Source organism: Phenylobacterium sp. J367 (assembly GCF_024699985.1).
Lineage (GTDB): Bacteria > Pseudomonadota > Alphaproteobacteria > Caulobacterales > Caulobacteraceae > Phenylobacterium.
The window spans coordinates 4229833-4248445 of sequence record NZ_JAJONA010000001.1 but is presented as its reverse complement, the minus strand read 5'-3'; the positions used below and the strand labels follow the sequence as shown (position 1 = coordinate 4248445).

Sequence of the window (18613 nt, the reverse complement as noted above, 5' to 3'; positions counted from 1 at the left end):
GCGACCGTAGCACAGCTTCGGCGGATTGGAACAGAGCGTGAACTAGGCGGCGTAGACCGTGCGGCCGTCCACCAGGGTGCGCAGCACCTGCCTTGCAGGCGGCGACCATCGAAGGGCGAGTTCTTCGACTTCGAGATCAGCTTGTCGGCGTCGATCAGCACGGGCGCATTCAGGTCAAACAGCACCAGGTCGGCCGGCGCGCCCTTGGCGATGCGCCCGGCGGGCAGGCCCAACAGGTCGGCTGGCGCGCTGGTCACGGTGCGCAGCAGGTCGATCAGGGGTGCGCGTCCCTCGTGGAAGAGGGTCATCAGCGCCGGCAGCAGGGTCTGCAGCCCGATCGCGCCCGGCGCCGCCTCGTCATAGGGCCGTCGCTTGTCCTCGGCGGGGGCCGGGGCGTGCGCCGAGACGACGATCTTCACCAGGCCCGAGGCGACGGCCTCGATCAGCGCCTCGCGGTCGTCCTCGCGGCGCAGCGGCGGGTCCAGCTTGCAGAAGGTCCGGTAGTCGCCGATGTCGATCTCATTGAACGACAGGTGGTTGATCGAGGTCGACGCGGTGACCGGCAGGCCGCGGTCCAGCCCGCGCTTCAGGGTCTCCAGCGCGCCGCGGGTGGTCACCTGGTCGACCAGCAGCCTGGCCCCGGTCAGCTCGACCATGGCCAGGTCGCGCTCCAGGCCGATGCGCTCGGAGATGGCCGGCTGGCCGGGCAGGCCCAGACGCGAGGCGAACTCGCCCGAGGTCGCCGCCGACCCCGCCGCCAGCCAGGGGTCTGACGGCCGGTGCGCCACCAAGACCCCGAACTGCTTGGAATAGGCCAGCACCCGCTGGAAGACCTTCGAATCGACGATCGGCCGGTCGACATCGGTGACATAGACGCAGCCCGCGTCGTGCATCAGGCCGATCTCGGCCATCCGCTGGCCCTCGCAGCCCTTGGTGGCCGCGCCGGCCGGGTAGACGTGCACCAGCTCGATGTCCCGGGCGCGCCTCAGGATGAAGTCGGCCACCGACGGGTCGTCCACGGTCGGATGGGTGTCCGGCTGCACGACGATGGAGGTGACGCCGCCGGCTGCGGCGGCCAGGGAGGCGGACTTCAGGGTCTCCTTGGGCTCGTCGCCGGGCTCGCCGGTCTTGACCCGCAGGTCCACCAGGCCGGGGATCAGCAGCTTGCCGCCGCCGTCGATCACCTCGACGTCCGACGAGAGCGAGCCCAGGTCGGACCCCTGCGCCACGTCGGCGACCACGCCCTCGGTGACGATCACCGCGCCCGGGCCGTCGTAGCCGGAGGCTGGGTCGACCAGGCGGACATTGGTGAAGGCTTGGGGACGCGGGCTCATCAGTGGTTGTCCAGCCGGGCGGCGAGCGTGGTCAGCACGGCCATGCGGGCGGCGACGCCCATCTCGACCTGGTCCTGGATCAGGCTGACGGCGATGTCGTCGGCCACGTCGCTGTCGATCTCGACGCCCCGGTTCATCGGCCCGGGGTGCATCACGCGCACGCCCGGCGAGGCATGGGCCAGCTTCTCGCGGTCCAGGCCCCAGAAGCGGAAGTACTCGCGCTGGGACGGGGCCATCACCCCGTCCATCCGCTCGAGCTGAAGGCGCAGCATCATCACCACGTCGCAGCCGTCGATGCCCTTCCGGAGATCGTTGTGGATCTCGACGTTCCAGCGGTCGGCCTCGGTGGGGATCAGGGTCGGCGGTCCCACCAGCCGGACATAAGCGCCCAGCATCTGCAGCAGCGCGATGTTCGAGCGGGCCACGCGCGAGTGCAGGATGTCGCCGCAGATCGCCACCTTCAGCCCGGCGATATGGCCGAAGGCGCGGCGCATGGAGAGCGCGTCGAGCAGAGCCTGGGTCGGGTGCTCGTGCTGGCCGTCGCCGGCGTTGACCACCGAGCAGGAGACCTTCTGGGCGAGCAGCGAGGCCGCTCCCGAGGACGAGTGGCGCACCACCAGCAGGTCCGGCTGCATGGCGTTCAGCGTCACCGCCGTGTCGATCAGGGTCTCGCCCTTGGAGATCGAGGAGGAGCGGGGGCTCATATTGACCACGTCGGCCCCCAGCCGCTTCCCGGCGAGTTCGAACGAGCTCTGCGTCCGCGTCGAGTTCTCGAAGAACAGGTTCATGAGCGTCCGACCCTTCAGCAGGTCGAGCTTCTTCGAGGTCTGGCGGTTGAGCTGCACGAAGCCGTCGGCGAGGTCGAGGAGGCTCGCCACCTCCACCTCGTTCAGGTCGGTCACGGACAGGAAATGGCGCTTCGGGAAGGGGAAGGTCCGGCCGAGGACCTCGTTCAGACCAGGAGGGGCGCCGCTCATTAAAGCGGCGTCATAGGCGAGGCCGGCGGTCGCGGAAAGCCCTTTCGGAAGCTTCGCCGCCGCGCCATACCGGCGGCTCAACGACCGACAGGGGGATAAGCAATGAAGGTCGATCTCTTTACGACCGTGGGCGTCTACAGCCGCGGCCTGGACACGCTGGCCAACATCCTGACGAAGGCCGTCGAGCACGGGAAGGCCAACGGCGCCTCGGAGGCCGAGGTGCTCGACTGGCGGCTCGCGCCCGACATGTTCAACCTGCGTCAGCAGGCGCACACGGTGATCCGGTTCGCCCGCGGGTGGCCCGCACGCGCCATCGGGACCGAAGTTCCGGCCGACCTGCCCGACGACCTGGACCTCTCCGGTCTCCAGTCGGCGATCCAGACGGCCAAGACCGAGCTCGCGGCGCTCAAGCCGGAAGCGTTCCAGGGCCGCGACGAGGTCCCGCTGACCTACGATATCGGCGTGATGGCGCCGACCTTCCCGATCGGCCAGTGGCTGCCCAGCTTCGCGACGCCCAATTTCTACTTCCACCTTGGCATGGCTTACGCCATCGCCCGGTCGAAGGGCGTGCCGCTCGGCAAGCGCGACTTCTTCGCGGGCGGGCTCTAGGGCCCGGTCAGAACCGCGCGCCGTTGGCCATGAACGTCCGCAGCACGTTCGTCTGGCGGATCCGGTAGAGCACCGTGGCCTCGTCCACCGCCCCGTGGGGGTGCTGGACGAGCGCCGCGGCGACCCGCCGGTCCGCCTCCAGGCCGAGCAGGCCCGGCCCGGGGTCCGACCACATCCACAGCGCCTCGGCGACCCGCCGCTTGTCGATCAAGAGGCAGTTGGGGTCCACCATGCCGCCGCGGTCCTTGAAGCGTCCCTTGCCCGGTCCGACCGCGTCCCAGATGTCGACGCCCAGCTCCGCGCCGGTGTCCTCGTCCAGCAGCATCCGCAGGGAATAGGCCCAGCTCCGCCCTTTGGACGGCCGCCAGCAGGCGCCGCAGGTGCTGCGGCAGCCAGACGTTGTCGTCGTCGAGATAGGCGAGGTAGGGCGCATTGGCCGCGAAGCTCAGGATGGTCCGCAGCGCGCCGCCGTCCCATGCGGGGTGGATGCCGCCGTGCCGCACCGAGGTCGAATAGGGCAGGGTGAGAACGAGGGCGGAAACGTGGCCCGGCCGCCTCTGGAGCGCCTCGAAGATCGGCCCGGTCTCGCCGGGATTGAGATCCGCGCCGATGACGATCTGGATCCGCGCGCCCGCGTCCTGGGCGTAGACACTCTCGATCGCGCGGGCGGCCACCGGCCGCATCAGCGTCGGCATGATCACCGCCACGTCGGCGGGCGTCTGGGGATCGCCGTCGTCCGGGAAGAACTGGCCGAGGGAACGGGGAATCGCTGGGGACATGGGGCGAGAATGCTAGGCGTTGCGCAGGCGCTCCAGGGCGCCCTGCAGGATCCAGGCGGCGGCGGCGCGGTCGACAACCTCGGCCCGCTTGGCGCGCGTCAGGTCGGCCTCGCCGATCAGCATCCGGTTGACGGCCATGCTCGACATCCGCTCGTCCCAGAAGGCGATGGGGATGTCCTTGAGCCGCAGCAGGTTGCGGGCGAAGGCGCGGCTCGACTGGCAGCGCGCGCCTTCCGTCCCGTCCATGTTGATCGGCAGGCCGATCACGATCCCCTGGGCGTTGCGGCTCTCCATCAGCTTGAACAGCGCATTGGCGTCGTCGGTGAACTTGGTCTTGCGGATCAGCTCCATCGGCGAGGCCACCGTCCGCGTGGCGTCCGAGACGGCCACCCCGATGGTCTTCTCGCCCAGGTCCAGGCCCACGAGCGGCGAATAGGCGGGGGTCGCTGCGGGCAGCTCCAGGAGGTCGACGATGGCCATGAGCCCCTCATACGCGCCGCCTGTTCCCTTGCGAAGCCGGGCGCTCGCCGCTAACCCACGCCCCTGAGTTCAAGGAGGGGCCCCATGGCCATCGACGCGGCGACCGTGCGCAAGGTCGCCAGGCTCGCGAGGATCGCGGAGCCCGAAGAGAAGCTGGAGCCGCTGGCCCGCGAGCTGTCGGCGATCCTGAGCTGGATCGAACAGCTGGGCGAGGTCGACACCGACGGCGTCGAGCCGATGACCACGGCCATCCACACGCCGCTGCCGATGCGCGACGACGTCGTCACCGAGGGCGGTGATCCGAGCCGCGTCCTGGGCAATGCGCCGAAGTCCAAGGACAACTTCTTCGTCGTGCCGAAGGTGGTCGAATAGCCATGTCCGACCTCACCTCGCTGACCCTCAAGGCCGCCCTCGACGGGATGGCCGCCAAGTCGTTCTCCGCCGTCGAGCTGACGCAGGCCCACGTCGAGGCCGTCGAGGCCGCCAAGGCGCTGAACGCCTTCTCCTTCCCCACGCCCGACAAGGCGCTGGAGATGGCCCGCGCGTCCGACGAGCGCCGCGCCAAGGGCCAGACCGGCCGGCTGGAGGGCGCGCCGCTCGGCATCAAGGACCTGTTCGCCACGGAGGGCGTGCAGAGCGCCGCCGCCTCGAAGATCCTGGCGACCTTCCGCCCGCCCTATGAATCCACCGTCACCGCCAACCTCTGGCGCGACGGCGCGGTCATGCTGGGCAAGCTCAACATGGACGAGTTCGCCATGGGCTCGTCCAACGAGACCTCGGCCTACGGCCCGGTGGTGAACCCCTGGCGGGCGGAAGGCGGCAACGCCAAGCTCACGCCGGGCGGCTCTTCCGGGGGCTCGGCCTCGGCGGTCGCCGCGGAGCTCTGCCTGGGCGCCACCGCCACCGACACCGGCGGCTCGATCCGCCAGCCGGCAGCCTTCACCGGCACCGTGGGCATCAAGCCGACCTATGGCCGCTGTTCCCGCTGGGGCGTCGTGGCTTTCGCCTCGTCGCTCGACCAGGCCGGCCCGATGGCCCGCACGGTCGAGGACAGCGCCATCCTGCTCACCTCCATGTGCGGCCACGACCCCAAGGACTCCACGAGCCTGCCGGTGGAGACGCCGGACTTCGCGTCCTTCGTCGGCAAGTCGGTGAAGGGCCTGCGCGTCGGCATCCCGCGCGAGTACCGCGTCGACGGCATGCCGCCGGAGATCGAGAAGCTCTGGGAGCAGGGGATCGCCTGGCTGAAGGAGGCCGGCTGCGAGATCGTCGACGTCAGCCTGCCGCACACCAAGTACGCCCTGCCGGCCTACTACATCATCGCGCCCGCCGAGGCGTCCTCGAACCTCGCCCGCTACGACGGCATGCGCTACGGCCTGCGCGTCGAGGGCCAGAACCTGACCGACACCTACGAGAAGACCCGCGCCGAGGGCTTCGGCAATGAGGTGAAGCGCCGGATCCTGATCGGCACCTACGTTCTCTCGGCCGGCTACTACGACGCTTACTATCTGAAGGCGCTGAAGGTCCGCCGGCGCATCGCCGACGACTTCGACCAGGCGTTCGAGAAGGTCGATGCGCTGCTGACGCCCACCGCGCCGTCGGCCGCCTTCGCGCTCGGCGACAAGTCGGACGATCCGGTCGCCATGTACCTGAACGACATCTTCACGGTGACGGTGAACCTGGCCGGCCTGCCGGGCATGAGCGTGCCGGCCGGCCTCGACGCCAACGGCCTGCCGCTCGGCCTGCAGCTGATCGGCCGCGCGCTCGACGAGGGCACGCTCTTCTCGCTCGGCGGCGCCATCGAGAAGGCCGCCGACTTCAAGGCCAAGCCGAAGAAGTGGTGGTGAGATAAAGAAAATCCCTCCCCTTCAGGGGAGGGAGGACGGCGCGTCAGCGCCGGACGGGTGGGGGAGTCGTGTTCAAGCTCCGAGCCTGATCGTGAGACCCCAACCCGCTCGCCTGCGGCGAGTCGGCCCCTCCCCTGAAGGGGAGGGATGCGACCTACTTGATCTTGTCGAACTCGGCCTGGATTTCCTTGAGCTTGGCGTCGTCGATGGCGCCCTGGCTCATCGGCGCGACCTGGGTCAGCGTCATGGTGGCGATCTGGTCGTAGAACTGGGCGATGGCCGGGATGGCCTTCTCGAGCGCGGCCTTGGCCTGCTCGTTCTTGACGATCTCGCCGATCGGCGTGGTCTCGACCGAGAGCTTGGCCGACGCCGAGGCGGCCGAGGCGGCGGCCGGAGCCTGGGCCATGGCCGGCGCGGCGACGAGGGCGGCGAGCGCCGCGGCCCCCGCGATGATGGTGCGGTTCATTGGTATTTCCTTCCCCAGAGATGCAATGGGCTAGAGGTTACTTGTTAATCTTGTCCAGCTCGGCCTGGATGGCCTTCAGGTGGTCGGTGCTGACCGCCCCCTCGCTCATGGGCTGGATCTGCGAGAGCGTGAACGCCTTGAACTGGTCGTAGGCCGGATGGCTGGTGATGCCGGGCAGCACCTTCTCCATGGCGGCCTTGCCCTCCGGATTGGCGGCGATGGTCTCGATCGGAGTGGTCTCAACCGACAGCGCCGCCGCCGGCGCGGTGGTCTCCGCGGGCTGCGCGGCCGGGGCGGCGGCGGTGTTCTGCGCCAGGGCAGGGGCCGCGCTGAGGGCGGCGGCGGCCGCCAGGCTCGCAAGGATCGTGAGGTTCATGGTCTGGTTCCTCCCCCGACGCCGGAGCGTCGTTCTCCAGCATGAGCGCATTTTACGGCGTTTGCGCAAGTGTCGTCGCCGCCGCGCCTTCCGCATCACGCCGCGGCGCACTAGAAGGCGGGACATGAGCGAGAACACCAAGCTGATCCAGGGCCGGACCGGCCCGTGGGAAATCGTGCTGGGCCTGGAGGTCCACGCCCAGGTCGCCTCCAACGCCAAACTTTTCTCGGGCGCGGCCGTGGGCTTCGGCGCGGGGCCGAACGAGCAGGTCAGCCTCGTGGACGCCGCCATGCCGGGCATGCTGCCGGTGATCAACCGCCACTGCGTCGAGCAGGCGGTGAAGACCGGGCTCGGCCTCAAGGCCCAGATCAACCTGAAGAGCCGGTTCGACCGGAAGAACTACTTCTATCCGGACCTGCCGCAGGGCTATCAGATCAGCCAGTTCAAGGACCCGATCGTCGGCGAGGGCGAGGTCATCGTCGAGCGCGACGACGGCTCGACCTTCACCGTGCGCATCGAGCGGCTGCACCTGGAGCAGGACGCCGGCAAGAGCCTGCACGACCAGGACCCGAACGCCACCTACGTCGACCTGAACCGGGCCGGCACCGCCCTGATGGAGATCGTCTCGCGGCCCGACATGCGTTCGTCCGAGGAGGCGGCCGCCTATGTGAAGAAGCTGCGGACGATCCTCGTCTATCTCGGCACCTGCGACGGCGACATGGAGAAGGGCAATCTGCGCGCCGACGTGAACGTCTCGGTCTGCCGTCCGGGCGACTACGAGAAGTACCGGGCGACCAACGACTTCAGCCACCTCGGCACGCGCTGCGAGATCAAGAACGTCAACTCGTTCCGCTTCATCCAGCAGGCCATCGAGTACGAGGCGCGCCGCCAGATCGAGATCCTCGAGGACGGCGGCAAGATCGACCAGGAGACGCGCCTGTTCGACACGGTGAAGGGCGAGACCCGGTCCATGCGCTCCAAGGAAGAGGCGCACGACTACCGCTATTTCCCGGACCCGGACCTGCTGCCGCTGGAGCTCGATCCCGCCTGGATCAAGCGCATCGAGGCGGCGCTCCCTGAGCTGCCGGACGCGAAGAAGGCCCGTTTCCAGTCGCAGTACGGCCTCTCGGCCTACGACGCCGGCGTGCTGATCTCGGAACAGGCCCGCGCCGACTTCTATGAGGCCGCCGCCAAGGGCCGCGACGCCAAGCTGGTCGCCAACTGGGTGACCAACGACCTGGCCGCCAAGCTGACGGCCGGGGGCATCGGCATCGAGAACAGCCCGATCTTCCCGGCCGCCGTCGCCGAGCTCGTCCAGCTCATCGAGGAGGGGGTGATCTCCTCCAAGATCGCCAAGGACGTCTTCGAGCGGATGTGGCTGGGCGAGGGCAGCGCCTCCGAGATCGTCGAAAAGCAGGGCCTGAAACAGGTCTCCGACACCGGCGCGCTCGAGAAGATCATCGACGAGCTGATCGCCGCCAACCCGGGCCAGGCGTCGGCGGTGAAGGAGAAGCCGCAGGCCATCGGCTGGTTCGTCGGCCAGGTGATGAAGGCCACCCAGGGCAAGGCGAACCCCGGCGCGGTCAACGAGTTGCTGAAGGCGAAGCTGGGGCTTTGAGCCCCAGCTACCGGATCATGTCGAAGATCTGGCCGTCGGGGCCGACCAGGGCGTAGCCGCCGCCGGCCCGCACCCAGCGGAAGCCGCGGGGCGGGGGCCGCAGGCGGTAGCGTTCGGGATCCTGGACCTCGGCGCCCGCGCGCGTCCGGCGGCAGGTAGCCGCCCCGGCGCACGCCGTAGGAGCGTGGCTGGGCGTTCTCCCCGGGCGGCGGGCCGTAGTAGTTGCGGCCGTTCCCGCGGTTCTGGCCCTCGCCGCGCGGGGGCCGCGGTCCCGTCGCGGGCCATCGTCCACCCACTGCCGATCCGGCTGCCGGCGCTCGTACTGGCCGCGTTCGCCCTGGCCGCGCGGCGGACCACGATCCCCGCGCTGTTCCCAGCCGCCGCGCCCGTTGCCGCGACCACGGTCGTCGCGCGCCAGGGCCTCGGAGCCCGCGAGGAGCGGGCCCGCGAGCGTCGCGGCGGCGATCAGGAGGGTGGCGAGGCGGCGGTTCATGGCGTTGGCGGTTCGAGAGAATCCCTTGTTGGCGCTCAGGATCGGCCGCGCCGCCTGAACTTTGGCTGAACGTGCCGGCAAGCGGTTGAAAATCGTCGGAAAGCGCACCTAAGGCCAAGCCTCGCGCGGGGGCCCTGCGCGGTCAAGAACGCGCCGCCCACGCTTCGGCTCCGCCCTTGCGGCTTGCCAGGGACGGGGCGCTCGCCATCTATGCCCCAAGCATCACATGAGACAGAAGGACGCGCCGCCATGCCCCAGCCGATCGAGGTCCACTACTGGCCCACGCCCAATGGCCACAAGGTGACTATCGCGCTGGAGGAGATGGGCCTGCCGTACGAGATCGTGCCGGTGAACATCGGCCGCGGCGACCAGTTCAAGCCCGAGTTCCTGGCGATCAGCCCCAACAACCGCATGCCGGCCATCGTCGACCCGGACGGCCCGGGCGGCGAGCCGATCTCGGTCTTCGAAAGCGGGGCCATCCTCCAGTACCTCGGCCGCAAGACCGGCCAGTTCTACCCCGCCGACGAACGCGCCCGCGTAGCCGTCGACGAATGGATCATGTGGCAGATGGCGGGCCTGGGTCCCATGAGCGGCCAGGCCAACCATTTCCGCAACTACGCGCCCACCGTCACCTCGGACCAGCGCCACATCGCCTATGGCGCCGTCCGCTACTCCAACGAGGTGGACCGGCTCTACGGCGTCCTGAACAAGCGCCTGGACGGTCGCGACTACCTGGCCGGCCACTACTCCATCGCCGACATGATGAGCTGGCCCTGGGTCACGGGCTGGCGCGCCTTCGGGGCGATCCTCGACGACTTTCCGTACCTGAAGGCGTGGTACCAGCGGATCGAGCAGCGCGAGGCCGTTCAGCGGGCGCTGGCGAAGGCCGAGGAACTCCGCCGCGGCCCCGGCCTCAACGCGTCCGGCAAGGAGGCCGACGCCGCCCGCAAGATGCTGTTCGGCCAGCGGTCCCGTTAGGCGCGCGTCAACACTAGAACCACTGCCAGTTGAACGGCTTACGACCCGAGCGCTGTTCTTCAACCTGAAGATTGCACAACGTTAGGCTTAACCATGTGTTCAGGCTAACCGGCGTTCTCTATGTCCCCATAAGGCCGGATCAGGTCCCCCAGAATGGGGAATCAGCCGGTGATGAAGGGACTTAGGGACATGCCTGCGAGCATGGAAACCATCAGCCAAGGCCTCCCGCTTCCGACCCCGGATGCGACGGGTGACGAGCTGTTCCGCCTGGGGTTGCTCTATTCGACGGGGCAGGGCGGCGCGCCGCTCGACTACGTCTCGGCCCACATGCTGTTCAACCTCGCCGCCATGCGCGGTTCGGTGGAGGCCAAGATCTACCGCAAGGAACTGTCGGCCGAGATGGCCACGGACGAGGTCGCCGAGGCGCAGCGTCAGGCTCGCGAGTGGCTGGCCCAGGGCTGACCGTTCAGGCCCTGCCCTGATGCGCCTGCTGTTCCCGGAACAGCGTACGGCCGTTCTCCTGCACCTCGATGGCCAGGTGCTCGCCCGACGATTTCAGCTCGCGCAGCGCGAGCTCCCGGGCCCGCTGCTCGTCCGCCGCGATGACGAACTGCGTCATCGGCGTCGCATAGCGCCGATCCTCGATGAGAAACGAAAACGTTCGCATGTCCCGCCCCGTCCGCGGCGCTGCATGTTGTCGCGCGCAATTACAATGACCCCAAGGGCTGGTGGAGCGCACGCGAAACTTGTAGCGGTGATTCGCCGCACGCGACGTCCGGCGCGTCCGGCCTAGGGCGCCTTCTTCCGGGACCGGGCGTCGGGTCAGCCAGAACGCCGCGCCGGCGAGGCAGCCGGCGACGATCCCGAGGGTCAGGTCGTGCGCCACGGTGACGCCGAAGGTGATCAGCACCACCGTGGCCGTCCGCCAGTCCCGCAGGAGCCGCAGGAACTCCGCCTTCTCGGCCATGGTCCAGCAGACCACCAGCAACACGCCGGCCAGCGCGGCCAGCGGGATGAAGCCGGCGAGCGGAGCCGCCAGCAGCATGAAGCCCAGCAGGAAGACGGCATGGAGGATGCCCGCCACCGGGCTGCGCGCGCCCGCCCGGACGTTGGTGGCGGTCCGGGCGATGGTGCCGGTGACGCACAGCCCGCCGAACAGCGCGGACCCGACATTGGCGGCGCCCTGAGCCACGAGTTCCATGTTCGAGCGGTGGCGGCGCCCGGTCATGCTGTCGGCCACCTTGGCGGAGAGCAGGCTCTCGACCGCCCCCAGTAGGGTGAACGAAAGCGCCGCGGGCAGCGCGCGAAGGACATGCTCAACGCTGAGCGGCGGCAGCGCTGGGGCGGGGAGACCGCGGGGGATTCCGCCGAAGCGGCTGCTGATCGTCTCGACGGGAAGGTCCAGGGCCCAGGCCGCGCCGGCGGCGGCGGCGACCGCGATCAGCATGCCAGGCCAGCCTGGCCGCAGTCTCCGCAGGAAGAGGATCGCCGCCACCACGGCGAGGCCGAGGCCGACCGCTGCGCCATTGACGCTCGGCGCCGCGCCGAGCAGGGCCGCGAGCTTCGGGAAGAAGGCTCCGGGCTCCGGCCCGGACAGGCGCAGGCCGGCGAAGTCCTTCAACTGGCTCGCCGCGATCACCACGGCGATCGCGCAGGTGAAGCCGACCGTGACGGCGTGGGGGACGTGCCGCACGAGCGAGCCCAGGCGCGAGAGACCGACCAGGGCCAGCATCACGCCCGAAAGCAGGATCGCGGTCAGCAGGCCCTGCAGTCCGAGGCTCGCCGCGGTCGATGCGACAAGAACGATGAAGGCGCCGGCGGGGCCGCCGATCTGGACGCGGCTGCCGCCCAGCGCCGACACCAGGGCGCCTCCGACGATGGCCGCATACAGTCCCCGTTCCGGAGAAACGCCGGAGGCCACGGCGATCGCCATCGACAGCGGCAGGGCCACGACGGCGACGGTGAGGCCGGCGGCGGCGTCCGCCCGGAACGCGCGCCGGTCGTAGCCTTCCCGCAGCACTGTCGCGAGCTTCGGCAGGTATAGGTCCGCGGTCGAGGCGCCGTCCGGCATGCCGATCAGCCTGCATCGTCCGGTGCGGACCGGGCGGGCCGGTCCGCCGGCCGCCCTGCGGCCATGGCCTGGCGCGTCTCCGGCGGGGCCGGATCGCGCAGGCGGACGCCACGTCCTCCGGCCTGGCTGACGCTGTTCTCGCCGATCAGCTCGACGCCTTCGCGTTCGAGGGCGGCCACCACCTTGGTCAGCGTGTCGACGACACCCCGGACATAGCCGTCGCTGGCCTCCATCCGCTGGATCGTCGGCAGGGACACGCCTGCCAGGTCGGCCAGGGTGCGCTGGTCGATGCCGAGGAGGGGCGCGCGCGGCGCGGAGCTGAGCGGGCGTAAGCACCCGGATGATGTATGATGCATCAGTTATGATGGCAAGGCCGTGCATCTTGCCGATCGGCACATCGCCTTTCCTTTGCCCCACGAGCGGCATGTATGCGCGCAGGCGGCCAGGCGCCGTCCTTTCCGGGCGGCCCTCGTCTGCGGGGGCGTGGTGACCGCACATCACCGGCCGAACCCTGGTTCACACCTTGGCAGGGGGGCGGCCTTCCGCTCGTATGGGCGCGAAGGAGACTCGGGCATGGACACGGCGAAGCACATCTGGGCCGCGGTGGCGGCGTCCGTCGCGCTTGTCGCGGCTGGCCCGGGCTGGGCGGCTGTGCCCGAGGTCGCGGATCTTGTGCTGGTCAACGGCAAGGTCATCACCGTCGATCCGAAGGAGACCGTCGCGAACGCGGTGGCGGTGCGGGGCAACCGTATCGTGGCGGTCGGTGACGTCTCGGCCTGGCGCGGACCGCAGACCAAGGTGATCGACCTCAAGGGGCGGGCGCTGTTGCCCGGCTTCATCGACGCCCATTCCCACGTGGAGGGCATGGCGGGCGTCGAGTCCCGCTACATCAAGGTCCAGGCGCCGCCGCTGAAGGACGGCAAGGCGATCATCGCCGAGCTGCGGAAGGCCCAGGCCAAGCTCCCGCCCGGCGCGTGGCTCGTGGGGCAGGGGACCTACAACCAGGTGATGCCGACGCGGGCCGAGCTCGACGCCGCCTTCCCGGACAATCCGGTGCGTCTGATCTGGAGCGCCCACGACTCCTGATCAACCACAAGGCCGCCCAGCTCATGGGCATGACCAAGGACTGGCCCGATCCCGGCCCGGGGCATTCGGGCCGCTATGAGCGGCTGCCGAACGGCGAGGTGTTCCTGGTCCGCGACGCGCCGGCGCCCCTGGCCCGCGCTGGACGCCTTCACCTACCCCGAGCTGAAGGAGGCGGTGAGGTTCATCCTGGACGACTTCTACCTGAAGCGGGGGGTCACGACGGTCTCGGACCTGTCCACGCCCACCGCCTACCGGGCCATGCAGGACCTGCGGAAGGAAGGCCGGCTGCCGACGCGGGTCCGGATGAACTACTTCGTCCGCGATCCCAAGATGCTGGACATGGTGGAAGCCTCCGGCGTGACCACTGGCCTGGGCGACGACTGGCTCCGTTTCGGGGCGGTGAAGTTCTTCGCCGACGGCGTCTGGGGGACGACGGCGGCCGTCTACAAGCCGTTCTGGAACGGCTCCGGCACCACCTGGATGCCGAACAACACGGGCGGCGTGAACTACGATCAGGAGACCCTGAACAAGCTCGTCCTGCGCGCCTACCAGGCCGGCTGGCAGGTCCAGGTCCACGCCAACGGCGACCGCGCGCAGGACATGGTGCTGACGGCCTATGAGGCCGCCCAGAAGGCCGCGCCGCGCAAGGACGCCCGCCTGCGGATCGAACATTTCGCCCACTTCCTGGTGCAGGACCCCGAGCGCACCGAGGAGCGGCTCCAGCGGATGAAGCGGAGCAATGTGATCATCTCGCCGCAGGTGGCCTTCCTGTGGCGCCTGACCGACGTGAACGTGCGGGAGCCGGACGTGAAGTTCTTCCCCATGAAGACCATCATCGACCGCGGCTTCCGCCCGCCCGGCGGCGTGGACACCGTCGGCACCCAGAACTTCGCGACCTATCCGATGTTCTCCATCGCCCGGGCGGTGAACCGGGACACCAAGTTCGGCACCATCGTGCAGCCGGAGGAGGCGATCAGCGTCATGGACGGGATCCGCATGTTCACGATCTGGAGCGCCGAGGCCAACTTCCTCGAAAAGGACTTCGGCAGCATCGAGGTGGGCAAGGTCGCGGATTTCGTCGTCCTCGCCCAGGACCCCCTCACCACGCCCAAGGCGAAGCTCGCCGACATCCCCGTGGACATGACGATCCTCGACGGCAAGCTCGCCTACGCCCGCTGAAGCGCGCGGCGCCCCTCAAGACCCCCTGATCGCGCCCGCCTCGCCACCCGTCCGGGCGGCGGGTCCGGCGCTGCGCGGAGATTTCGCAGTGCGCACCATCCTTCACTTCATCGACGGCGTCCCGGTCGACGGCGGCGCCGGCCGTCAGCCCGTCTTCGATCCCAACCTCGGCCGTCCGCAGGCCGAGGTGGTCCTCGGCGATCCGGCCACCGTGGCGGCGGCCGTGGCGTCCGCCCGCGCCGCCCAGCCGGCCTGGGCGGCCCTGAACCCGCAGCGCCGGGCGCGGGTCATGTTCGAGTTCAAGCGCCTGATCGAAGCCGAGATCGACGAACTCGCCAGGCTGCTGGCCTCGGAGCACGGCAAGGTCGTGTCCGACGCGAAGGGCGACATCCAGCGGGGGCTCGATGTCGTCGAGTTCGTCTGCGGCGCTCCGCACCTGCTGAAGGGCGAGCATACGGTGGGCGCGGGTCCGGGGATCGACGTCTATTCGATGCGCCAGCCGCTCGGCGTCTGCGCCGGGATCACGCCCTTCAACTTCCCCGCGATGATCCCGCTCTGGATGCTCGCCCCCGCGATCGCGGTCGGCAACGCCTTCGTGCTCAAGCCGTCCGAGCGCGATCCTTCGGTGCCCGTGCGGCTGGCCGAACTCCTGCTCGAAGCAGGCGCCCCGAAGGGCGTCCTCAATGTGGTGCAAGGCGACAAGACGGTGGTGGACGCCCTCGTTGACCATCCCGACGTCAAGGCGGTCAGCTTTGTCGGCTCGTCGGACATCGCCCAGTACGTCTATGCGCGGGGGGCGGCCGCCGGGAAGCGGATGCAGTGCATGGGCGGCGCGAAGAACCACGGCGTCGTCATGCCCGACGCGGACCTCGACCAGGCGGTCAACGACATCCTGGGCGCCGCCTACGGGTCGGCCGGCGAGCGCTGCATGGCCCTGCCCGTCGTCGTGCCGGTGGGCGAGCGCACGGCGACGGCGCTTCGCGACCGTCTCGTCGACGCGATCTCGGGCCTGAGGGTGGGGGTGTCCACCGACCCCGAGGCCCATTACGGCCCCGTCGTCAGCGCCGCGCACAAGGCGCGCGTCGAGAGCTACATCCAGATGGGCGTGGACGAGGGCGCCGAGCTGGTCGTCGACGGCCGAGGCTTCCGACTGCAGGGCCACGAGGAGGGCTACTTCCTGGGCCCGACGCTCTTCGACCGGGTCACGCCCCAGATGCGCAGCTACCAGGAGGAGATCTTCGGCCCCGTGCTGCAGATCGTCCGCGCTGAGAGCCTGCAGGAGGCGGTGGGGCTGGCGTCGCGGCACGCCTACGGAAATGGCGTGGCCATCTTCACCTGCGATGGCGACGCGGCGCGCGAATTCGCCACCGACGTCGAGGTGGGCATGGTCGGGGTGAATGTCCCGATCCCCGTGCCCGTCTCCTATCATAGCTTCGGCGGCTGGAAGCGGTCGGGCTTCGGCGACCTCAACCAGTACGGCATGGACGGCATCCGCTTCTACACCCGCACCAAGACCGTCACCCAGCGGTGGCCGACCTCCCAGCGGCCCGCGGCGGATCAGAGCTTCGTCATCCCCACCATGGCCTGAGATGTCGTCGCTCCGCGATCCGGCGCCGCCGGACCCGGCCGAAGCCGCGACCGGCCGGGCTTTGACAAGCCGCGCCGATCCCCCGACCGTGCAGGCGGTCGAGTCGGTAGAGGTCGTCATGACGCGGGAAGGCCCAAGGCCGGCAGCTGGGGGACGGCCGTCGCCGGCGCGTCGCCTCCTGCCGCCCTTCGCGGCCCTCCGCGCCTTCGAGGCGGTGGGCCAGCTCGGCGGAATCCGTCGCGCGGCACAGGAGCTGGGCGTCGACCACGCCGCCGTGAGCCGCCATCTCCGCGCGCTGGAGGACTGGGCCGGCGTCAAGCTGATCGACCGGGAGCAGGGCGGGCGGCTGACGCCGGAAGGCGCCAAGTACCTGGCGCGGATTTCGGCGGCGCTGGAAGAGATCAGCCGCGCCACCGCCGACCTCACCCGCCGGGGCGACGACAGCCGCCTGGTGATCTGGAGCGTGCCGGGCTTCGCCTATCGCTGGCTCATCCGGCGGCTGCCGGACTTCAACGCCGCCCATCCGGGGTTCGACCTGGAGGTTCGCCCGACCGACCATGCCCCGGACTTCGGACGGCATGAGGCCGACGCCGACATCCGCTACGTCCGCGACATGGGGGGCGCGCAGGCGGCTGACGTGCAGTCGGTGGAGATCGCGCGCCCGACGGTGTTCCCGGCCGCCAGCCCGGCGCTGGCCGCCCGGCTGGGCCCCGATGCGCCGGCCGCCGCCCTGCTCGGCGAGACCCTGCTCCACGAGGACGATGACAGCGAATGGCGCACCTGGCTGGAGGCCCGGCAGGTGGAGGTCCCGGAGCGGTTGGGCGGGCCGCGGCTCTGGCACGCCCACCTGACCCTGGACGCGGCGCGCCGGGGGCAGGGGATCGTGCTGACCAACGCCCTGCTCGTCGGCGACGAGCTGGCGTCAGGCGAACTCGTCGAGCTCAAGCTCCAGCCCGCCGAGCCGGAGATCCGCTTCGGAGCCTATGCGCTGCGCGTCCGCCGGGACCGGTGGCGCGATCCCGCCATCCTCAAGTTCCGGCGCTGGCTCGAACGCGCCGCGGCGCACGACGCGTCACCGGGCTAGCCATGCCCGATCGCAACCTGCCGGTGCTGCTGTTCGCCTGCGAAGGCGTGGATGAGGCGGCCTGGGCCGATGCTCTCCGAGGCGCCGCCCCCGACGTTGCGCTGCGGCTGTGGCCCGAGGCAGGCGATCCCTTGGACGTGACGTTCGGCGTCGCCTGGAACAATCCCCCCGGTTTCTGGCGGGCCTTCCCGAACCTTCGGGCGATCTTCTCACTGGGCGCTGGGGTGGATGGGCTCCTCGCCGACCCCACCTTGCCGGACGTGCCCCTCGTCCGGATGGTCGATCCGAGCCTGGCCGACGGAATGGTCGAGTTCGTCGTGATGCGGGCGCTGCATCACCACCGGCTCATGCATGTCTACGAGCAGCAGCAGCTGACGGCCACGTGGCGGCCCGTCCGTCCGCCGCTGATCGGCCGGCGGCGGGTTGGCGTCATGGGCCTTGGAGAGCTGGGTGGGCGTTGCGCCCGGGCGCTGGCCGGCCTCGGTTTTCAGGTCCGCGGCTGGTCCCGCAGCCCGCGCACGCTTCCGGACGTCGAAACCTATCATGGCGAGGCCGGCCTCGCCGCCTTCGCCGAGGGGTGCGAGATCCTCGTGTGCCTTCTCCCGCTGACGCACGCCACGCAGGGCGCTCTGAACGCCGCCCTGTTCGAGCATCTGGCCGAAGGCGCATGCCTCATCCAGGTCGGCCGCGGCGCGCACCTCGTGGAGGAGGACCTGCTCGCCGCCCTGGCCTCCGGGCGGATCGCCGCCGCGACGCTGGACGTCTTCGGCGTCGAACCCCTGCCGCCGGGCCACCCGTTCTGGCGTTATCCCGGCGTCCGCGTCGTTCCGCACGCGGCCGCCTTCACCTACCCGGAGACCGCCGCCGGGATCATCGCCGCCAACATCCGACGCCTGTTGCGCGGCGAAGCGGCGAATGACGTCGTGGATCGGTCGGCCGGCTACTGACCTGACGGTCCATGATCGTGGTCGTGGCCCTCGTACCGGTCCGCTTCCTCGTGCGCCCGTTCCACGGCGAGCCGAAGCCGGTGACCGAGGTCGGCGTGTTGCGGGTTGTGGGCATAGACGAAGCTCGGCGACTGCCAGTCCTCGACCGCGCCGCTCAGGCGGCCGACCAGGTCGCCATCCTCGTCGAGCGCATAGGTCACGGTCAGCCCCCGGTAGGTGCGCGCCCAACTGTCGGTGGTGAAATCGGCGCGCGAGACGAGGTCGGGCGCCGAGGCGGCGATGTGCTGGCCCGAACCGCCGGGTCCGATGCTGTACCGGTCCGTGACGTGGCCGCCGATCCGCACTTCGACCAAACCCGGCTCCGGCGACACGAACTCGAGGGCAACGGGCGCGCCGCGGGCGTCGGGGACGACGAAGGGCTGGCCCACGAGGCGCCCAATCAGACCGGCTTGCGCAGCCGCGGGCAGGGGCGTGAGGACCAGAGCGATCGAGGCCGCGAGGACGCGCATGAACATCCGCCGATCTCACGGCGTCGGGGCGGGAGGTCAAGCCGGCGTGCACCCCAGCGCTCGGCCTGGTCCCGGCGGCTCCCTGTGAGGTGGTGACTTGGCGACAACACTTCCGCTGTGTTTTGCACCTCCCGGGACGGCGCAAACGGAGGATGCTTCGGGCCGATAAAAGCGCGCGGCCACGGCTGCAGG

General features: G+C 70.0%; 20 protein-coding genes and 2 pseudogenes. 11 read left to right on the top strand and 11 right to left on the bottom strand.

The genetic code is table 11. The annotated features are described in order from the left end of the window. Window positions 1-42 precede the first annotated feature (42 nt). Both pyrC and LRS04_RS22655 read right to left on the bottom strand, forming a co-directional pair. Window positions 43-1334, bottom strand: a pseudogene (gene pyrC / locus LRS04_RS22660) (dihydroorotase). Then, the gene (locus LRS04_RS22655) at window positions 1334-2311 is read right to left on the bottom strand and encodes an aspartate carbamoyltransferase catalytic subunit (protein WP_257818321.1); all 978 of its coding nucleotides are present in this window, start codon (window positions 2309-2311) and stop codon (window positions 1334-1336) included. Before LRS04_RS22655 ends, pyrC begins: the two are co-directional and overlap by 1 nt. A gap of 102 nt (window positions 2312-2413) precedes the next feature. Here LRS04_RS22655 and LRS04_RS22650 point away from each other — a divergent pair, with 102 nt between their 5' ends. Then, complete coding sequence (locus tag LRS04_RS22650; protein ID WP_257818320.1) at window positions 2414-2920, top strand: DUF1993 domain-containing protein; 507 nt, start codon at window positions 2414-2416, stop codon at window positions 2918-2920. A 7-nt stretch (window positions 2921-2927) separates the two neighbouring features. Here LRS04_RS22650 and LRS04_RS22645 read toward each other — a convergent pair whose 3' ends face one another. From LRS04_RS22645 to ruvX, 3 genes and pseudogenes are all read right to left on the bottom strand, one after another. Beyond that, on the bottom strand, window positions 2928-3245 hold the full coding sequence (locus LRS04_RS22645) for a hypothetical protein (RefSeq protein WP_257818319.1): 318 nt from the start codon (window positions 3243-3245) through the stop codon (window positions 2928-2930). 28 nt (window positions 3246-3273) lie between these two features. Further along, a pseudogene (locus tag LRS04_RS28465) lies at window positions 3274-3615 on the bottom strand (hypothetical protein); the annotation flags it as partial. 96 nt (window positions 3616-3711) lie between these two features. Continuing rightward, window positions 3712-4179 (bottom strand): Holliday junction resolvase RuvX, encoded by a 468-nt coding sequence (gene ruvX / locus LRS04_RS22640; RefSeq protein ID WP_257818318.1) that lies wholly within the window; start codon window positions 4177-4179, stop codon window positions 3712-3714. Window positions 4180-4263: 84 nt separating this feature from the next. Here ruvX and gatC point away from each other — a divergent pair, with 84 nt between their 5' ends. Both gatC and gatA read left to right on the top strand, forming a co-directional pair. Further along, on the top strand, window positions 4264-4551 hold the full coding sequence (gene gatC / locus LRS04_RS22635) for an Asp-tRNA(Asn)/Glu-tRNA(Gln) amidotransferase subunit GatC (RefSeq protein WP_257818317.1): 288 nt from the start codon (window positions 4264-4266) through the stop codon (window positions 4549-4551). A gap of 2 nt (window positions 4552-4553) precedes the next feature. After that, window positions 4554-6026 carry an Asp-tRNA(Asn)/Glu-tRNA(Gln) amidotransferase subunit GatA gene (gene gatA / locus LRS04_RS22630; protein ID WP_257818316.1) on the top strand — a complete coding sequence of 491 codons (1473 nt, stop codon included), beginning with the start codon at window positions 4554-4556 and terminating at the stop codon, window positions 6024-6026. Window positions 6027-6180: 154 nt separating this feature from the next. Here the strand turns inward: gatA and LRS04_RS22625 are convergent, their stop codons facing one another. After that, window positions 6181-6492: a hypothetical protein gene (locus LRS04_RS22625; protein ID WP_257818315.1), complete on the bottom strand. Its 312-nt coding sequence runs from the start codon at window positions 6490-6492 to the stop codon at window positions 6181-6183. A 37-nt stretch (window positions 6493-6529) separates the two neighbouring features. After that, window positions 6530-6868, bottom strand: coding sequence for a hypothetical protein (locus tag LRS04_RS22620; protein ID WP_257818314.1), 339 nt, complete (start codon window positions 6866-6868; stop codon window positions 6530-6532). A gap of 124 nt (window positions 6869-6992) precedes the next feature. On the opposite strand from LRS04_RS22620, the gene gatB reads away from it, so the two are divergent. Further along, window positions 6993-8486 carry an Asp-tRNA(Asn)/Glu-tRNA(Gln) amidotransferase subunit GatB gene (gene gatB / locus LRS04_RS22615; protein ID WP_257818313.1) on the top strand — a complete coding sequence of 498 codons (1494 nt, stop codon included), beginning with the start codon at window positions 6993-6995 and terminating at the stop codon, window positions 8484-8486. 7 nt (window positions 8487-8493) lie between these two features. Here the strand turns inward: gatB and LRS04_RS22610 are convergent, their stop codons facing one another. Next, the gene (locus LRS04_RS22610; protein WP_257818312.1) at window positions 8494-8979 is read right to left on the bottom strand and encodes an RcnB family protein; all 486 of its coding nucleotides are present in this window, start codon (window positions 8977-8979) and stop codon (window positions 8494-8496) included. A 249-nt stretch (window positions 8980-9228) separates the two neighbouring features. Between LRS04_RS22610 and LRS04_RS22605 the strand changes: the two genes are divergently transcribed. Together LRS04_RS22605 and LRS04_RS22600 are read left to right on the top strand one after the other, a co-directional pair. Beyond that, on the top strand, window positions 9229-9957 hold the full coding sequence (locus LRS04_RS22605) for a glutathione S-transferase N-terminal domain-containing protein (RefSeq protein ID WP_257818311.1): 729 nt from the start codon (window positions 9229-9231) through the stop codon (window positions 9955-9957). 189 nt (window positions 9958-10146) lie between these two features. After that, window positions 10147-10419: a sel1 repeat family protein gene (locus LRS04_RS22600; RefSeq protein WP_257818310.1), complete on the top strand. Its 273-nt coding sequence runs from the start codon at window positions 10147-10149 to the stop codon at window positions 10417-10419. A 4-nt stretch (window positions 10420-10423) separates the two neighbouring features. Here the strand turns inward: LRS04_RS22600 and LRS04_RS22595 are convergent, their stop codons facing one another. Further along, window positions 10424-12028, bottom strand: coding sequence for a SulP family inorganic anion transporter (locus LRS04_RS22595; protein WP_257818309.1), 1605 nt, complete (start codon window positions 12026-12028; stop codon window positions 10424-10426). 5 nt (window positions 12029-12033) lie between these two features. Next, window positions 12034-12285: a transcriptional regulator gene (locus tag LRS04_RS22590; RefSeq protein ID WP_257818308.1), complete on the bottom strand. Its 252-nt coding sequence runs from the start codon at window positions 12283-12285 to the stop codon at window positions 12034-12036. A gap of 316 nt (window positions 12286-12601) precedes the next feature. On the opposite strand from LRS04_RS22590, the gene LRS04_RS22585 reads away from it, so the two are divergent. From LRS04_RS22585 to LRS04_RS22565, 5 genes are all read left to right on the top strand, one after another. Further along, the gene (locus LRS04_RS22585) at window positions 12602-13114 is read left to right on the top strand and encodes an amidohydrolase family protein (RefSeq protein WP_257818307.1); all 513 of its coding nucleotides are present in this window, start codon (window positions 12602-12604) and stop codon (window positions 13112-13114) included. A 75-nt stretch (window positions 13115-13189) separates the two neighbouring features. Then, a complete protein-coding gene (locus LRS04_RS22580; RefSeq protein ID WP_257818306.1) occupies window positions 13190-14293 on the top strand; it encodes an amidohydrolase in 1104 nt (367 codons plus the stop codon). An 88-nt stretch (window positions 14294-14381) separates the two neighbouring features. Then, window positions 14382-15881, top strand: a complete 1500-nt coding sequence (locus tag LRS04_RS22575) for a CoA-acylating methylmalonate-semialdehyde dehydrogenase (protein WP_257818305.1) — start codon at window positions 14382-14384, stop codon at window positions 15879-15881. 1 nt (window position 15882) lies between these two features. After that, window positions 15883-16965 carry a LysR substrate-binding domain-containing protein gene (locus LRS04_RS22570; protein ID WP_257818304.1) on the top strand — a complete coding sequence of 361 codons (1083 nt, stop codon included), beginning with the start codon at window positions 15883-15885 and terminating at the stop codon, window positions 16963-16965. Window positions 16966-16988: 23 nt separating this feature from the next. Next, window positions 16989-17912: a glyoxylate/hydroxypyruvate reductase A gene (locus tag LRS04_RS22565; protein WP_257818303.1), complete on the top strand. Its 924-nt coding sequence runs from the start codon at window positions 16989-16991 to the stop codon at window positions 17910-17912. On the opposite strand, the gene LRS04_RS22560 is transcribed toward LRS04_RS22565, so the two are convergent. Beyond that, the gene (locus LRS04_RS22560; protein WP_257818302.1) at window positions 17906-18427 is read right to left on the bottom strand and encodes a hypothetical protein; all 522 of its coding nucleotides are present in this window, start codon (window positions 18425-18427) and stop codon (window positions 17906-17908) included. The two genes, LRS04_RS22565 and LRS04_RS22560, sit on opposite strands and share 7 nt — an antisense overlap. Between the last annotated feature and the right edge of the window lie 186 nt (window positions 18428-18613).

Bases quoted from the DNA above. Each gene is read 5' to 3' on its own strand.
- LRS04_RS22585 (WP_257818307.1), top strand. From the start codon at position 12,602: ATGGACACGGCGAAGCACATCTGGGCCGCGGTGGCGGCGTCCGTCGCG.
- LRS04_RS22610 (WP_257818312.1), bottom strand. From the start codon at position 8,979: ATGAACCGCCGCCTCGCCACCCTCCTGATCGCCGCCGCGACGCTCGCG.
- gatC (WP_257818317.1), top strand. From the start codon at position 4,264: ATGGCCATCGACGCGGCGACCGTGCGCAAGGTCGCCAGGCTCGCGAGG.
- gatA (WP_257818316.1), top strand. From the start codon at position 4,554: ATGTCCGACCTCACCTCGCTGACCCTCAAGGCCGCCCTCGACGGGATG.
- LRS04_RS22595 (WP_257818309.1), bottom strand. From the start codon at position 12,028: ATGCCGGACGGCGCCTCGACCGCGGACCTATACCTGCCGAAGCTCGCG.
- LRS04_RS22570 (WP_257818304.1), top strand. From the start codon at position 15,883: ATGTCGTCGCTCCGCGATCCGGCGCCGCCGGACCCGGCCGAAGCCGCG.
- LRS04_RS22625 (WP_257818315.1), bottom strand. From the start codon at position 6,492: ATGAACCGCACCATCATCGCGGGGGCCGCGGCGCTCGCCGCCCTCGTC.
- LRS04_RS22650 (WP_257818320.1), top strand. From the start codon at position 2,414: ATGAAGGTCGATCTCTTTACGACCGTGGGCGTCTACAGCCGCGGCCTG.
- gatB (WP_257818313.1), top strand. From the start codon at position 6,993: ATGAGCGAGAACACCAAGCTGATCCAGGGCCGGACCGGCCCGTGGGAA.
- ruvX (WP_257818318.1), bottom strand. From the start codon at position 4,179: ATGGCCATCGTCGACCTCCTGGAGCTGCCCGCAGCGACCCCCGCCTAT.
- LRS04_RS22580 (WP_257818306.1), top strand. From the start codon at position 13,190: ATGAGCGGCTGCCGAACGGCGAGGTGTTCCTGGTCCGCGACGCGCCGG.
- LRS04_RS22560 (WP_257818302.1), bottom strand. From the start codon at position 18,427: ATGTTCATGCGCGTCCTCGCGGCCTCGATCGCTCTGGTCCTCACGCCC.
- LRS04_RS22605 (WP_257818311.1), top strand. From the start codon at position 9,229: ATGCCCCAGCCGATCGAGGTCCACTACTGGCCCACGCCCAATGGCCAC.
- LRS04_RS22600 (WP_257818310.1), top strand. From the start codon at position 10,147: ATGCCTGCGAGCATGGAAACCATCAGCCAAGGCCTCCCGCTTCCGACC.
- LRS04_RS22645 (WP_257818319.1), bottom strand. From the start codon at position 3,245: ATGCTGCTGGACGAGGACACCGGCGCGGAGCTGGGCGTCGACATCTGG.
- LRS04_RS22620 (WP_257818314.1), bottom strand. From the start codon at position 6,868: ATGAACCTCACGATCCTTGCGAGCCTGGCGGCCGCCGCCGCCCTCAGC.
- LRS04_RS22655 (WP_257818321.1), bottom strand. From the start codon at position 2,311: ATGAGCGGCGCCCCTCCTGGTCTGAACGAGGTCCTCGGCCGGACCTTC.